We start from the raw sequence: 13738 nt of genomic DNA on the forward strand, positions 1-13738 counted from the left end.
CTGCTGGCCTTTTCGGCAAAAGCGGGGTGAATGAAGGGCGATGCGGTCCGACATCGCCTTCGTCCTGACGATCCTGTGGATCGCGGTCTATGCGACCGTGATCGCGCGCATCCTGCTGCGCCCGCAACGCGAGCCCGCCTCGCGCCTCGCCTGGCTGATCGCCGCGATCGCGGTCCCGGTGGTCGGCGTCGTCGCCTATCTGCTGCTCGGCGAAGCACGGATCAGCGCGAAACGGCGCGCGCGATACCGGCAGATCGAGGCGCATCTGCCGCATCCGAGCGAAAAGGCGGCAGCGCGCAGAAAGCTGGCGAAGACGCCTTATGCCGCGCCCTTCGCGCTCGCCGAGACGGTGAACGCCCTGCCCCCGACGCTGGGCAATCGCGCGCATCTTGCCGCCGACGGCAATACGGCGATCCGCGAGATGGTCGCCGACATCGACGCGGCGAAATCGACCGTTCACCTGTGTTTCTATATCTGGCTCGCCGACAACAACGGCTTTCGCATCAAGGATGCGCTGATCCGCGCCGCGCAGCGCGGGGTGAAGGTGCGCGTGCTGGCCGACGCGCTCGGCTCGCGCGGTTTCATCCGATCGGCGCACTGGATCGCGCTGCGCAACGCCGGGGTCGACGCGCGGATCGCGCTGCCGATCGGCGGGCTGGTCTGGACGCTGATCCGCGGCCGCTTCGACCTGCGCAACCACCGCAAGCAGCTCATCGTCGACAACCGCATCGCCTGGTGCGGCAGCCAGAACCTCGCCGACCCCGAGTTCCGCATCAAGTCGCGCTATGCGCCGTGGGTCGACATCATGACGCGATGGGAAGGGCCGGTCGTGCGCGACTGCCAGTTCGTCTTCGCCGCCGACTGGGAATCGGAGCACGGCGACGACATCAGCGACCTGCTGGGCGATGCGGCCGAGCCGCCCCCCGCCGCCGATCCCGGGATCGCGGCGCAGGTGATCGGCACCGGCCCCAACCTGCCCTATCCCGCGATGACCGCCTGCTTCACCTCGCTGATCCACGCCGCGCGGCGCGAACTGGTGATCACCACCCCCTATTTCGTGCCCGACGAACAGTTGATCTGCGCGCTGCTCGACACCGCGCGGCGCGGGGTCGCGACGACGATGATCCTGCCCCGCCGTAACGACAGCCGGATCGTCGCCAATACCAGCCGCAGCTATTACGAGCCGCTGATCGCGGCGGGCGTGCGCCTTTACGAATTCGGCCCGGGCCTGCTCCACGCCAAGACGATGGTCGTCGATGGCGAGGTGGTGCTGATCGGGTCGGCGAATCTCGACCGGCGCAGCTTCGAACTCAACTTCGAGAATAATATCCTGTTCGCCGACCAGCATTTCGCCGCCGATATCCGCGCCCGGCAGGATGCCTATCTGGCGCAGTCGACCCCGGTCACGGCGGCGACCATCGCGAATGTCGGCACGGTGCGCCGCCTGTGGCAGAATCTGGTCGCGACGCTCAGCCCGCTGCTGTGACGCGTAAGGAAAAGGCCGCCGGATCGCTCCGGCGGCCTTGTCGGATGTCGCTGAAGGCCTCGCTCAGCCGACGATTTCTTCGGGCTTGAAGAAGAAGGCGATCTCGATCGCCGCATTCTCGTCGCTGTCGCTGCCGTGGACCGAGTTCGCCTCGATGCTCTCGGCAAAGCTCTTGCGGATCGTACCTTCGGCGGCGTCGGCCGGGTTGGTCGCGCCCATGATGTCGCGGTTGCGCTTCACGGCGTCCTCGCCCTCGAGCACCTGCACGACGACCGGACCAGAGGTCATGAAGGCGACCAGATCGCCGAAGAAGGGGCGTTCCTTGTGGACCGCGTAGAAGCCCTCGGCCTGCTCGCGGGTCATGTGGATGCGCTTCGATGCGACGACGCGCAGCCCGGCGTCTTCGAGCGCCTTGGTGACGGCGCCGGTCAGGTTGCGACGCGTCGCGTCGGGCTTGATGATCGAAAAGGTGCGGGTGACCGCCATGGGGAAAGCTCCTGCCTTGCTGTGTCTGGAATGCGCGCGCCTCTAGCCGCGCTTTTGCCGCACCGCAAGAAAAGAGCGAAAGCCGCGCGAGCCGCGGCGATCAGCCGCCGGTGCTATAGGTGACGGTGCCGTTGACCATATCGCCCGCCTGGGTCGCCGTGACCTGGATCCCCGTCTTGTCCGCGCCTTCCTTTTCCGCGCCCAGCATCAGCGTGTCGCCCGCCTTGACCTCGGCCGTCACCTTCATGCCGGCGCCCTCGGCCTGTTTGCGGAAATGGGCGATGACGTCGGCGGCCTTCGCCTTCGCCTCGAAGCTCGCCATGCCGCCGTCGCCGTCCTTGCCCGAGGCGGCGAAGCCCCCGGTCATCTTCGCACCCGGAAAGGGCGCGATGCCCGCCGGCAGCTTCGCATTGGCGGCGCCGCCGCCGAAACGCATCTCGCCGTCCTCGGTCCTGATGCTGATATTGCCCTCTTCGCCGTCGGCGCTGCTGGTGATCTTGTAGTCGGTCTTTTCGCCGGTCTCGGGATCGGTGACGGTGCCGCTAGCGACCTCGGTCTCGGACTTCGATCCGCAACCCGCCACGAGCAACGCAGCGGCAGCCGCGACACCGAGGGGAAGCGAAGAGAAAAGGCGCGTCGTCATCATGATCCTCCTGCTGGCCGGCAGGCTATCGGACGGATTCCCGCCTGTCACCCCCGGTCGATCGTGACAGACCCTGACGAGCGCGGCGCAGCGTGTCGGTGATGGCCGTCACACGACGGGTCAGGGTCCCTCGGACCAGCGCCCGCGCTCGTCCTGCTTCCAGAAATGAAGCTCCACGCCATCGGCCTTGCCCAGCGCGCGCCACGTCGCGCGGGCATCGTCGATCCGGCTGTTGTCGAACAGCAGGAACACGCGGTCGAAGCCGAGCGCCTCGTCGCGCCACGCGCCATCGGCAAGCGCGACGAGCCGCGCCCCGTTCGCGGGCGCCGTATCGAGCGTCCCCGCCAGCAGGATCGGCTCGATCGCCTCGTCGGGCGATCCGGCGGCGCCGTGCGGCAGGAAGCTCGCTGGCTGGAGCGTCCACAGCGCTTCGTCGATCGCCTGCCGCTGCATCGCCGACGCGGCGACCACCAGCAGCCGGTCGCCGCCGTCCAGGATGCGCGCCGCGATCGCGGGAAGCACCCGCTCGACCGGATCGCGGATCAGCCGATAGAAATCGACGCGGGCCACCTCGGGCTTCAGCCCTCGTGATTGTCGGCGATATAGCGGTCGAGCAGCCGCACACCGTAGCCGGTCGCGCCCTTCGCCCACACCGGGCCGTCCTTGTCGGCCCACGCCATGCCCGCGATGTCGAGATGCGCCCAGGCGACGCCTTCGCCGACGAAGCGCTTGAGGAACTGCGCCGCGGTGATCGACCCGGCCTCGCGCGGGCCGATGTTCTTCATGTCGGCGATCGGGCTGTCGAGCAGCTTGTCGTAGGCCGGCGACAGCGGGAAGCGCCACAGCTTGTTGCCGCTCGCTTCGCCCGCTTCGATCAGTTTCGCCGCCAGATCGTCGTCGTTCGCGAACATCCCGGCATATTCATGGCCGAGCGCGATCACCATCGCACCGGTCAGCGTCGCGAGGTCGACGATCACCTTGGGCGAACAGGCCTGTTGGACCCAGGCGATCGCGTCGCACAGCACGAGGCGGCCTTCGGCGTCGGTGTTGAGCACCTCGACCGTCTGGCCCGACAGGGTGGTGACGATATCGCCGGGCCGCTGCGCGTTGCCGTCGGGCATATTTTCGACCAGCCCGATGACGCCGACGACGTTCGCCTTCGCCTTGCGCCCGGCGATCGCCTTCATCGCGCCCGCGACCGCGCCGCCGCCGCCCATGTCCCATTTCATCATGTCCATGCCGGGACCGGGCTTCAGGCTGATGCCGCCGGTGTCGAAGGTGACGCCCTTGCCGACGAAGGCGACCGGCGCATCGCCGGAATTGCCGCCGTTCCAGCGCATCACCAAGAGCCGTGGCGGACGCGTCGAGCCCTGCGCGACGCCGAGCAGCGCACCCATGCCGAGCGCCTTCATCTGCCGTTCGTCGAGCACCTCGATCTCGACGCCGAGGTCGGAGAGATGCCGGCAACGCTCGACGAAGCTTTCGGGATAGAGAATGTTGGGCGGCTCGGCGACGAGCGTCTGGGTCAGCGCGACGCCGTCGGCGACCGCCGACTGGCGCCCCCAGCGCGCCGACAGGTCGCCGGCGGGCGACGCGATGACGACCTTCTGCAGGCTGGGCTTCGCGGTGTCGGCCAGCCGGGTACGATAGGTGTCGATCCGCCAGTTGCGCAGCTTCACGCCCATCGCGAAGGCGAGAATGTCCTCCTCGTCGCTCTGCCCGGCGCTCGCGAAATCGACATGCACCGTCCCGACGCCGCTCGTCTGCAACCGTGCGGTGAGCGCCGCGCCGCCGCGTTCGAGGTCGTGCGTCGTTCCTTCGCCGATGCCGACGAGCAGCAACCGCCTTGCCTGATCGCCGTCGATCGCCGCGGTCTCCGCCACCGTGCCCGCCGCGCCGTCGAACCGCGTCTGAGCCGCGAGCGCCCCGAGCAGCGCACCGAGCGCGGAAGCGCCCCCTTTGCGGACCGGAAAGGCGACAACGTCGGCGGACGCAGCGATTTGCGCGACAAACTGAATGTCCATGGACCTACTTTCTTATGCGACGATTGATTGGAACGTGCCGGACCGATAGGGGTTTCGCCTGCGAGTTGCAAAAACAAAGCAGCCGATCCAGTCCGGGCGGACGCTAGCGAGATGTGGGACAAAGGGATTCGATGAACTGGGCTTTGTTCCGACCGACGACGGGTGTGCGGGCCTTCGGGCTGGCGACCGCGAGCGGCCTTGCCCTGTTCGCAAGCCAGGCGTTCGCGCAGCAGGCGCGCGAGGCACTGTCCGCCGCCGCGCAGGACGAACCCGACCTCCAGACTCCCGTGGTGTCGCCCGTCACGACCGACGCGCCCGATCCGGCGGATGAGCAGCAGATCGGCTTTGCCGCCGACAATCTGAACTACAACACCGACAGCGAAATCGTCGTCGCCGAGGGCAATGTCGCGATGAACCGCGACACCATATCGATGCGCGCCGACAAGGTGACGTGGAACCGCAAGACCGGCGAGGTCGTCGCCGAGGGCGACGTGGCGATCAAGAATCCCGAAGGCGACACCGCCTATGGCGACCGCATCGTCCTGACCGACAGCCTGCGCGACGGGGTGGTCGAGAATCTGCTGGTCGTGCTCGACAACGGCGCGCGGCTTGCGGCGGTGAAGGGCACCCGCTTCGACAACGGCAATATCGAGCTGGAAAACGCCGCCTATACGCCCTGCCCGGTCGAGGACGCCGCCGGTTGCCCGAAAAAGCCGAGCTGGCAGATTCGCGCCGTGCGCGTGCTGTACGACCGCACGAAGAACAAGGTGCGCTACAAGGGCGCGCGGGTCGAGATCTTCGGCCTGCCGCTGATCCCCCTGCCCGGATTGAGCCATCCGGCGAACAGCGAGGCGGGCAGCGGCATCCTGGTCCCCGAGGTGCGGGTCGACCGGACCAACGGGTTCGAATTCGCCCTGCCCTATTACCTGCGCCTCGCGCCCGACCGCGACCTGACGATCACGCCGCACCTCTATACCGGCGCCGCGCCGATGCTGGAGGGCGAGTTTCGCGCGCTGACCGATATCGGCTCGTTCCGCATCAACGGCTATGCGACCCACAGTTCGGTGGTACCGCTCGTCGGCGCGCCGACGCGTTCGACCAAGGAATTCCGCGGCTATCTGGAAAGCGCGGGCAAGTTCCAGTTCGACCCGCGCTGGAGCCTCACCTATTCGGGCCGCATCGCGAGCGACCGCACCTTCATGCGGCGCTATGACATCAGCCGCGACGACCGGCTGCGCTCGACCTTCGAGGTCGAACGGATCGGCGGGCAAAGCTATCTGTCGATCGCGGGCTGGGCGACGCAGACGCTGCGCGTCAACGACGTGCAAGGGCAGCAGCCGGTCGCGCTGCCGATCATCGACTATCGCCAGCGGCTCGACGATCCGTGGCTCGGCGGGCAGTTCGAGCTGCAACTGAACACGCTTGCGATCGGGCGGACGGCCGGACAGGACACGCAGCGCGCCTTCGCCGGCGCGCGCTGGGATCTGCGCGGCCTGACGGGGCTGGGGCAGGAAATCGCGCTGACCGCCATGGTGCGCGGCGATATTTATCACAGCGACGAGAATCTGCTCACCGCCATTCCCGGCTATCGCGGCAAGTCGGGCTGGCAGGGGCGCGGCATCGCCGCGATCGCCGCCGACATGCGCTGGCCCTTCATCGGCGAGCTGCTGGGCGGTACGCAAACGCTGACCCCGCGCATACAGGTCGTGGCGACCCCGCCGCTCAAGAACCTCGACATCCCGAACGAGGATTCGCGCGCCTTCGACCTGGAGGACAGCAATCTCTTCGCGATCAACCGCTTCAACGGCTACGACCGGTTCGAGGACGGCGCGCGCATCACTTATGGCTTCGAATGGAATTACAGCCGTCCCGGTTTCAACATCAACACGGTGATCGGCCAGAGCTATCGCCTTTCCGACAAGCCCAGCCTGTTTCCGAACGGCACCGGCCTGACCAACCGCACCTCGGACATCGTCGGGCGGACGACCGTCGCCTATCGGGATTTCCTGCGCCTCACGCATCGCTTCCGGCTCGACAAGGACAATCTGGCGGTGCGGCGCAACGAGTTCGACGCAACGATCGGCAGCCAGTCGACCTATGCCGTGCTCGGCTATTCGCGGCTCAACCGCGACATCCTGCTGCTCGGCGAGGATCTGCAGGACCGCGAGGAGGTGCGCGCCGGCGGCCGCGTCGCGGTCGCCCGCAACTGGTCGCTCTTCGGTTCGGCGATCGTCGACCTTACCGGCAAGAAAGACGACCCGAGCGCCACTTCCGACGGGTGGGAGCCGATTCGACACCGGCTCGGCATCGCCTATGACGACGATTGCCTGTCGATCGCGCTGACCTGGCGCCGCGACTATATCGACACTGGCGACGCGCGCCGCGGCAACAGCTTTTCCTTCCGTATCGCGTTCCGCAACCTCGGTTTCTAGGCGCGGTCCGCTCAGCTTGCGTTCAGCGACGCGCGCCTATCCGAAAGGCGAACGGGTCCGAACGGCCGATTGCGCTGGACCAGCAGGCATTCCGGCTGATACGGAGCGTCGCGATATTTCTCGAATAGGGTGAAGATGACCAGATTTTCGACCATGATCGGCCTGCTTGCCGTCGCGGCCGCAGGTATGACGCCGGTGCTGGCGCAGACCGTTTCGGACGATGAGACGCCGACCACCAGCCTCAACATCCCCGGCAACGTCCAGCTCTATGGCGATGCCAAGCCCAACGTCTATCGTCCCTCGGCGACAGTGAACGGCGAGATCATCACATCGACCGACATCGAGCAGCGGCTGGCGCTGATCCGCATCGCCAACAGCGACATGGTGCTGCCGCCCGAGGAAGAGCAGCGGCTGCGCCAGCAGATATTCAGCAACCTGATCGATGAAAAGCTTCAGATTCAGGAAGCGCGCGCCGCCGATATCACGATCGACGAGGCGATGATCGATCAGCAGTTCGCCCAGCTCGCGGCGCGCTTCCGGCAGACGCCCGATCAGTTCGCCGAATATCTGAAGTCCAAGGGATCGTCGGCGAGCGCGGTGAAGCAGCAGATCCGGGGCGAGTTCGCCTGGGACCGGTTGCTCGCGCGCAACGTCCAGTCGACGACCAACGTGTCGACCGAAGAGGTCGAAGCGGTGGTCAAGCGGCTCAACGAGGCCAAGGGACAGGACGAATTCCACCTTGGCGAAATCTATCTGTCGGCGACGCCCGAGAATGCCGCGGCGGTCGCAGATAATGCGCGCAAGATCATGGAGGCGCTGCGTAGCGGCGGGTCGTTCGCGGCCTATGCGCGGCAATTCTCCGAAGCATCGACCGCCGTCGTCGGGGGCGATCTCGGCTGGGTCCGGCCGGGCCAGCTCCCTCCCTCGATGGCGCAGGCTGCGGCGCAGATGGAGCCCGGACAGTTCGTCGGCCCGATCGAGGTGCCCGGCGGCATGTCGATCCTGCTGATGGTCGACCGGCGCCAGGTGCTGACCGCCGATCCGCGCGATGCGGTGCTCAGCCTCAAGCAGATTTCACTCAACTTCGCGCCGGGCACGACGCCGGCGCAGGCAAGCGAACTGGCCGGCAAGTTCACCGAAGCGACGAAGACCATCGCCGGCTGCGGCGCCGCCGATGCCGTGGCGCAGAGCCTTGGCGCCTCGGTGGTGGCGCGCGACATCCTGATGCGCCAGCTTCCGGCACCGCTGCAGGCGACGATGATGGACCTGCAGGTCGGCCAGACCTCACAACCATTCGGCGCGGTCGACGAGGGGATCAGCGTCCTCGTGCTGTGCGGGCGCGATATGCCGCAAAGCGCGTCGGCCCCCGATCTGCAGCAGATCGAGCAGCGTCTGCTCGACGAAAAAGTGAACAAGCGCGCCCAGCGCTATCTGCGCGACCTGCGCCGGGATGCCGTGATCGAATATAGCTGATGACCGTCGTCCCTCATCGACCGCCGATCGCCGTCACCATGGGTGATCCGGCGGGCGTCGGTCCTGAAGTCGTGGCGCGCGCCTGGGTGGCGCGCCGCGAGCATAGCCTGCCCCCCTTCGTCGCCATCGGCGATGCGGCCGCGATCGCCGCCGTGTGGGACGGCCCCGTCGCGCGCGTCGGCGACATGGCCGAAGTGGTCGCCGCCTTCGCCGAGGCGTTGCCTGTCTGGCACCTCGAGGACAGCGGCGCGCTGACTCCCGGCGAACCGACCGCGGCGGGCGCCACCTGCGCACTCCATGCGCTCGAAACCGGCATCGGGTTGACCCGGACCCCGGCTGCATCGGCGCTCGTCACCGGTCCGGTGTCCAAGCATGCGCTGCAAAGCATCGGCTACACCCACCCCGGCCAGACCGAGTTCATCGCCGAACGCTGCGGCGTCACTGCGACCAACGCGGTGATGATGCTGGCGGGCCCGGCGTTGCGCGTCGTGCCGCTGACCGTGCATATCCCGCTCGCCGAGGTGCCCGAACGGCTGACGAGCGACCTGATCGTCGCCAAGGCGCGGATCGTCGCGCGCGGGCTGAAGCGCGACTTCGGGATCGCGCACCCGCGCCTCGCCATCGCCGGCGTCAATCCGCATGCGGGCGAAAGCGGCCGGCTCGGCGACGAGGAGACCCGGATCATCGTGCCCGCATTGGCGGCACTGGCCGAGGATGGGCTCGCTATCGACGGACCGCTCGCCGCCGACGCGCTGTTCGCGCCCGGCATCCGCGACCGCTATGACGCACTGCTATGCGCGTATCACGACCAGGCGCTGGCGCCGTTCAAGGCGCTGCATTTCCACGACGGCGTCAACCTGACGCTGGGGTTGCCGATCGTGCGCACCTCGCCCGACCATGGCACCGCCTTCAACATCGCCGGAACCGGCCAGGCCGATCCGGGACCGACGATCGCCGCAATCGCGATGGCGGCGCGCATGGCCGCGATGCGCGAGGCCGGCTGCGCAGCCGCGAAGTGACGCAGGACCCGTCGCGCCCGCTGCCGCCGCTGCGCGAGACGGTTCGCGCGCACGGCCTGTCGGCGAGCAAGGCGCTGGGGCAGAATTTCCTGTTCGACGAGCAGTTGCTCGACCGGATCGCGGCGCTGCCCGGAGACCTCGCGGGCGCCACGGTGTTCGAGGTCGGTCCCGGCCCCGGCGGCCTGACGCGCGCGCTGCTGCGCGCCGGCGCGCGCGTGATCGCGGTCGAGCGCGACGCACGCTGCCTGCCGCTGCTCGGCGAATTGTCCGAAGCTTTCGACGGACGCCTGACGGTGATTTCGGACGATGCGATGGCGATCGACGCCGACGCGCTGGCGGGCGGCCCATACCATATCGTCGCCAACCTGCCGTATAACGTCGGGACCGCGCTGTTCACTCGCTGGCTGGAGCCGCCCGCGTGGCCGCCGCTGTGGCCATCGCTGACGCTGATGTTCCAACTGGAAGTCGCCGAGCGCATCGTCGCGCCGGTCGGCACCGGCGCCTATGGCCGCCTAGCCGTTCTCTCCCAGTGGCGATCGAACGCGCGGATCGCGATGAAGGTCCACCGATCGGCCTTCACCCCGCCGCCCAAGGTGATGTCGGCGATCGTCCACCTCACCCCCAGCGACCAACCCGAGGGCGTCGACCCGGCGCTGCTGTCGAAACTGACCGAAAAAGGCTTCGGCCAGCGCCGCAAGATGCTGCGGCAGAGCCTCAAAGGCCTGCCGGGCGCGGTCGAGGCACTCGAACGCATCGGGATCGATCCGACGCGGCGCGCCGAAACGGTGAGTGTCGCCGAATGGGTTGTGCTGGCGCGGGTGCTGGGCGGACGGTCGACCTAATTCTGTCCGCTCGGCGGGTTCGCCGTCGTCACCACCGGCTTGGGTGCGATCGCTTCGGCCGCGACGACGCGCTTCGACGCGCCGGCGTCGATCGCCTTTTCGAGCGCTGCGACCTGCGGGCATGCGTCCGAACAGACGCGGCGCGCGTCGGCAAGTTTCTCGCGCGCCAGTTCGAGCGCGCCCTTGTCGGCAAGCGCCTCGCCCTGCCCGGCCAGCGCGACGACATCATTGGGTTCGAGCAGCAACGCCTCGCGATACAGTGCGATCGCCTTGCCCGGCAGCCCCTGCGCGCGCGCCACCTGCGCGAGCGCGATGATCGCCGAGCGGTTGCGCGGATCGGCGGCGAGCGCCGATTCATAATAGTCGATCGCGCCATCGAGATTGCCCGCGCGCTGCGCATTCTCGCCCTCATGCTGGAGGGCGACCGAGCGCGGGAGAATGTCATTGTCGGCGCGCTGCGCGTCGGATGCGGTGGGCAGGCTGGCCAGTACAAGCCCGGCGCCGAGAGCCAGAAAACTGACGCGCATTGCATTCTCCCATCTTCGCATCCGCGGCGAGCCTAACATGGCGCCGTCAGCCGTGCGAGGAAAAAGCCGTCGCAGCGGTCGTGCGCCGGCGTAAGCAGGAACCCCCTGCCCGCCGCGCGCCCGATGCCCGCGGGCAGATAGCCGCCGTCGGCTGTCCAGCCGGGATGCCGGTCGAGAAATTCGTCCACCTGAGCCCGCCCCTCGCGCGCGATGATCGAGCAGACAGCATAAAGAAGTTTGCCCCCCGGCGCCACCAGTTCGGCGCCGAGCGCGATCAGTTTCGCCTGGTCGGCGAGATGACGGTCGAGCCGCGAGGGGGTGAGGCGCCAGCGCAATTCAGGGCTGCGGCGCCATGTACCGCTGCCCGAACAGGGTGCATCGACGAAGACGCGGTCGGCCCGACCGCGCCAGTCGGCGAGCACGTCCATCTCCTTGCCCGGGTCGAGCAGCCGCGTTTCGATCCGCGTCGCCCCCGCGCGCTCGGCGCGCGGGGCAAGCTGGCGCAGCCGCGCGCGATTGGTGTCGCAGGCAAGGATATCGGCCGCGTCGCCGGTACAGGAAGCAATGGCGAGCGTCTTGCCGCCGCCCCCCGCGCACAGGTCGACGATCCGCATCCCCGCCGCGGCATCGAGCGCCGCCGCGGCATATTGGCTGGCGGCGTCCTGCACCTCGAACAGCCCTTCGCCATAGGCGGGATGCTGCGCGGCGGCGGTTTCGGGGGGTAAGCGCCAGCCGTCGGGCGCGCCCGCGATCGGCTCGCCCTCAGGAAAGAGTTTGGCCAGCCCGTCGCGCGTCGCCTTGAGGCGATTGACCCGCAAGTCGAGCGCGGCGCGTTCGAGCATCGCTCCGCCTTCCCCTGCGCCGACGAGCGGATCGAACAGGTCGATCAGCGCCGGCGCCGCCAGGCCGGTTTCGGCGCGCGGATCGGCATCGGAGATCGGTTTGGGGCCATAGGGCGAGCCGTCGAACAGCGCCGCAAGCTCGGGATCGCTGTCGGCAAGCGCCAGCATCGCGGCACGCCCCGATGGCGGCGCCGAACGCACCGCGCGGATCGCGTCGTAAACGAGGGCACGGATCGCGCGGCGGTCCTTCGATCCCGCATAGCGCCGCGCGCGCATCGCCTCGGCAATCAGGGCATCGGCGGGCGGGCCGCCGTCGCGCGCCGATGCCGCGATGGCGTCGAGAATCTCGATCGCGGTCTGGAGGCGGGCTGCGGGAGTCACGGCGTCAACCTTCCCTCGTCATTGCAACCCGGCGAAAGTCGGGGAAAGCAATCTCCAGCTGGCGGTATGGTATGACGGTGGCCGGAGATTGCTTCGTCGCCACGCTCCTCGCAATGACGACCTCTCAGCCTGCCGGATAGTTGGGCGCCTCGCGGGTGATCGAAACGTCGTGGACATGGCTTTCGCGAAGGCCGGCGTTGGTGATGCGCACGAATTTCGCGCGCTCACGCAGATCCTTGAGGGTGCGGCTGCCGGTATAGCCCATCGCGGCCTTCACCCCGCCGACGAGCTGGTGGATCACATCCTTCGCGGGACCCTTGAACGGCACCTGACCCTCGATGCCTTCGGGGACCAGCTTCATCTGGTCCTTGATATCCTGCTGGAAATAGCGGTCGGCCGAACCGCGCGCCATCGCACCGACGCTGCCCATGCCGCGATAGCTCTTGTAGGTGCGCCCCTGGTAGAGGAAGGTTTCGCCCGGCGCCTCGGCCGTGCCGGCGAGCAGCGATCCGACCATCACGCTCGACGCCCCCGCCGCCAGCGCCTTGGCGATGTCGCCCGAGGTTCGCAGGCCACCGTCGGCGATGACCGGAACATTATGCTTCGCCGCTTCCTCGACACTGTCGAGGATCGCGGTCAATTGCGGCACGCCGACGCCGGCGACGATCCGCGTCGTGCAGATCGAGCCCGGGCCGATGCCGACCTTGACCCCGTCGGCGCCGGCATCGATCAGCGCGCGGGTCGCGTCGCCGGTCGCGACATTGCCCGCAAGAATCTGCACCCGGTTCGACAGTTTCTTGATCTTCTCGACCGTCGCGCCGACCATGCGGCTGTGGCCGTGCGCCGTGTCGACGACGATCAGGTCGCATTCGGCGTCGATCAGCGCCGCGGCGCGCTCGACCCCCGAATCGCCGGTGTTGGTGGCCGCCGCGACGCGCAGCCGGCCAGCGGCATCCTTGGTCGCGTCGGGGAAGGTCACCGCCTTTTCCATGTCCTTGACGGTGATCAGCCCGATGCAGCGATAGTCGCCGTCAACGACGAGCAGCTTTTCGATGCGGCGTTGGTGGAGTAGTTTGCGTGCTTCCTCCTGGCTGACGCCCGGACGCACGGTGGCGAGGTTGTCGGCGGTCATCAGTTCGCGCACTGGCTGGCCGGGGTTGTCGGCGAAGCGCACGTCGCGGTGGGTCAGGATGCCGACGAGCTTGCCGCCCGGTTCGACCACCGGAATGCCCGAAATGCGATGCTGCTCCATCAGCGCGATCGCATAGGACAGCGGCGCGTCGGGGGTGATGGTGATCGGGTTGACGATCATCCCGCTTTCATAGCGCTTGACCTGGCGGACGGCGGCCGCCTGTTCCTCGACCGTCAGGTTGCGGTGGAGCACGCCGATGCCGCCGATCTGCGCCATCAGGATCGCCATGTCGGCTTCGGTCACCGTGTCCATCGCCGAGGAGAGGATCGGGATGTTGAGCCCGATCTCGCGGGTGAGCCGGGTCGAGAGATTGGCTTCGGACGGCAACATGTCCGAGGGGCCGGGGACCAGCAACACGTCGTCGAAGGTCAGGCCGGTGATGATTTCCATG

At 68.0% G+C, this 13738-nt stretch carries 12 protein-coding genes; 5 read left to right on the forward strand and 7 right to left on the reverse strand.

From position 1 onward, the window contains the following. The first annotated feature begins 40 nt into the window (after window positions 1-40). A complete protein-coding gene (gene cls, locus SGR02S_RS07725) occupies window positions 41-1486 on the forward strand; it encodes a cardiolipin synthase (protein ID WP_067107566.1) in 1446 nt (481 codons plus the stop codon). Between the two features lie 63 nt (window positions 1487-1549). On the opposite strand, the gene ndk is transcribed toward cls, so the two are convergent. From ndk to SGR02S_RS07745, 4 genes are all read right to left on the reverse strand, one after another. Then, window positions 1550-1972, reverse strand: a complete 423-nt coding sequence (gene ndk, locus SGR02S_RS07730; protein ID WP_067107570.1) for a nucleoside-diphosphate kinase — start codon at window positions 1970-1972, stop codon at window positions 1550-1552. Window positions 1973-2072: 100 nt separating this feature from the next. Next, window positions 2073-2615 carry a hypothetical protein gene (locus SGR02S_RS07735; protein ID WP_156483008.1) on the reverse strand — a complete coding sequence of 181 codons (543 nt, stop codon included), beginning with the start codon at window positions 2613-2615 and terminating at the stop codon, window positions 2073-2075. Window positions 2616-2735: 120 nt separating this feature from the next. Beyond that, on the reverse strand, window positions 2736-3185 hold the full coding sequence (locus SGR02S_RS07740; RefSeq protein ID WP_067107576.1) for a DNA polymerase III subunit chi: 450 nt from the start codon (window positions 3183-3185) through the stop codon (window positions 2736-2738). An 8-nt stretch (window positions 3186-3193) separates the two neighbouring features. Next, window positions 3194-4639, reverse strand: coding sequence for a leucyl aminopeptidase (locus tag SGR02S_RS07745; RefSeq protein WP_067107579.1), 1446 nt, complete (start codon window positions 4637-4639; stop codon window positions 3194-3196). Between the two features lie 131 nt (window positions 4640-4770). Between SGR02S_RS07745 and SGR02S_RS07750 the strand changes: the two genes are divergently transcribed. From SGR02S_RS07750 to rsmA, 4 genes are all read left to right on the forward strand, one after another. Beyond that, window positions 4771-7071 (forward strand): LPS-assembly protein LptD, encoded by a 2301-nt coding sequence (locus SGR02S_RS07750; RefSeq protein WP_067107582.1) that lies wholly within the window; start codon window positions 4771-4773, stop codon window positions 7069-7071. A 135-nt stretch (window positions 7072-7206) separates the two neighbouring features. Further along, window positions 7207-8544, forward strand: a complete 1338-nt coding sequence (locus SGR02S_RS07755; RefSeq protein ID WP_067107585.1) for a peptidylprolyl isomerase — start codon at window positions 7207-7209, stop codon at window positions 8542-8544. After that, window positions 8544-9563, forward strand: a complete 1020-nt coding sequence (gene pdxA, locus SGR02S_RS07760; RefSeq protein ID WP_076076122.1) for a 4-hydroxythreonine-4-phosphate dehydrogenase PdxA — start codon at window positions 8544-8546, stop codon at window positions 9561-9563. Before SGR02S_RS07755 ends, pdxA begins: the two co-directional genes overlap by 1 nt. After that, window positions 9560-10405 carry a 16S rRNA (adenine(1518)-N(6)/adenine(1519)-N(6))-dimethyltransferase RsmA gene (gene rsmA / locus SGR02S_RS07765; RefSeq protein ID WP_255211416.1) on the forward strand — a complete coding sequence of 282 codons (846 nt, stop codon included), beginning with the start codon at window positions 9560-9562 and terminating at the stop codon, window positions 10403-10405. The genes pdxA and rsmA overlap by 4 nt, the downstream gene beginning before the upstream one ends. Here the strand turns inward: rsmA and SGR02S_RS07770 are convergent. The 3 genes from SGR02S_RS07770 to guaB form a co-directional block, all read right to left on the reverse strand. Then, window positions 10402-10932, reverse strand: a complete 531-nt coding sequence (locus tag SGR02S_RS07770) for a tetratricopeptide repeat protein (protein ID WP_067107588.1) — start codon at window positions 10930-10932, stop codon at window positions 10402-10404. The two genes, rsmA and SGR02S_RS07770, sit on opposite strands and share 4 nt — an antisense overlap. A 32-nt stretch (window positions 10933-10964) precedes the next feature. Continuing rightward, a complete protein-coding gene (locus SGR02S_RS07775) occupies window positions 10965-12155 on the reverse strand; it encodes an RsmB/NOP family class I SAM-dependent RNA methyltransferase (protein ID WP_067107591.1) in 1191 nt (396 codons plus the stop codon). A gap of 124 nt (window positions 12156-12279) precedes the next feature. Next, a complete protein-coding gene (gene guaB, locus SGR02S_RS07780) occupies window positions 12280-13737 on the reverse strand; it encodes an IMP dehydrogenase (protein ID WP_067107593.1) in 1458 nt (485 codons plus the stop codon). Window position 13738 lies beyond the last annotated feature (1 nt).

Source organism: Sphingopyxis granuli NBRC 100800 (assembly GCF_001591045.1).
GTDB lineage: Bacteria > Pseudomonadota > Alphaproteobacteria > Sphingomonadales > Sphingomonadaceae > Sphingopyxis > Sphingopyxis granuli.

Excerpts from the sequence above, each read along its gene's own strand:
- cls (WP_067107566.1), top strand. The coding sequence starts at position 41 with ATGCGGTCCGACATCGCCTTCGTCCTGACGATCCTGTGGATCGCGGTC.
- ndk (WP_067107570.1), bottom strand. The coding sequence starts at position 1,972 with ATGGCGGTCACCCGCACCTTTTCGATCATCAAGCCCGACGCGACGCGT.
- SGR02S_RS07735 (WP_156483008.1), bottom strand. The coding sequence starts at position 2,615 with ATGACGACGCGCCTTTTCTCTTCGCTTCCCCTCGGTGTCGCGGCTGCC.
- SGR02S_RS07745 (WP_067107579.1), bottom strand. The coding sequence starts at position 4,639 with ATGGACATTCAGTTTGTCGCGCAAATCGCTGCGTCCGCCGACGTTGTC.
- SGR02S_RS07750 (WP_067107582.1), top strand. The coding sequence starts at position 4,771 with ATGAACTGGGCTTTGTTCCGACCGACGACGGGTGTGCGGGCCTTCGGG.
- SGR02S_RS07755 (WP_067107585.1), top strand. The coding sequence starts at position 7,207 with ATGACCAGATTTTCGACCATGATCGGCCTGCTTGCCGTCGCGGCCGCA.
- pdxA (WP_076076122.1), top strand. The coding sequence starts at position 8,544 with ATGACCGTCGTCCCTCATCGACCGCCGATCGCCGTCACCATGGGTGAT.
- SGR02S_RS07770 (WP_067107588.1), bottom strand. The coding sequence starts at position 10,932 with ATGCGCGTCAGTTTTCTGGCTCTCGGCGCCGGGCTTGTACTGGCCAGC.
- guaB (WP_067107593.1), bottom strand. The coding sequence starts at position 13,737 with ATGGAAATCATCACCGGCCTGACCTTCGACGACGTGTTGCTGGTCCCC.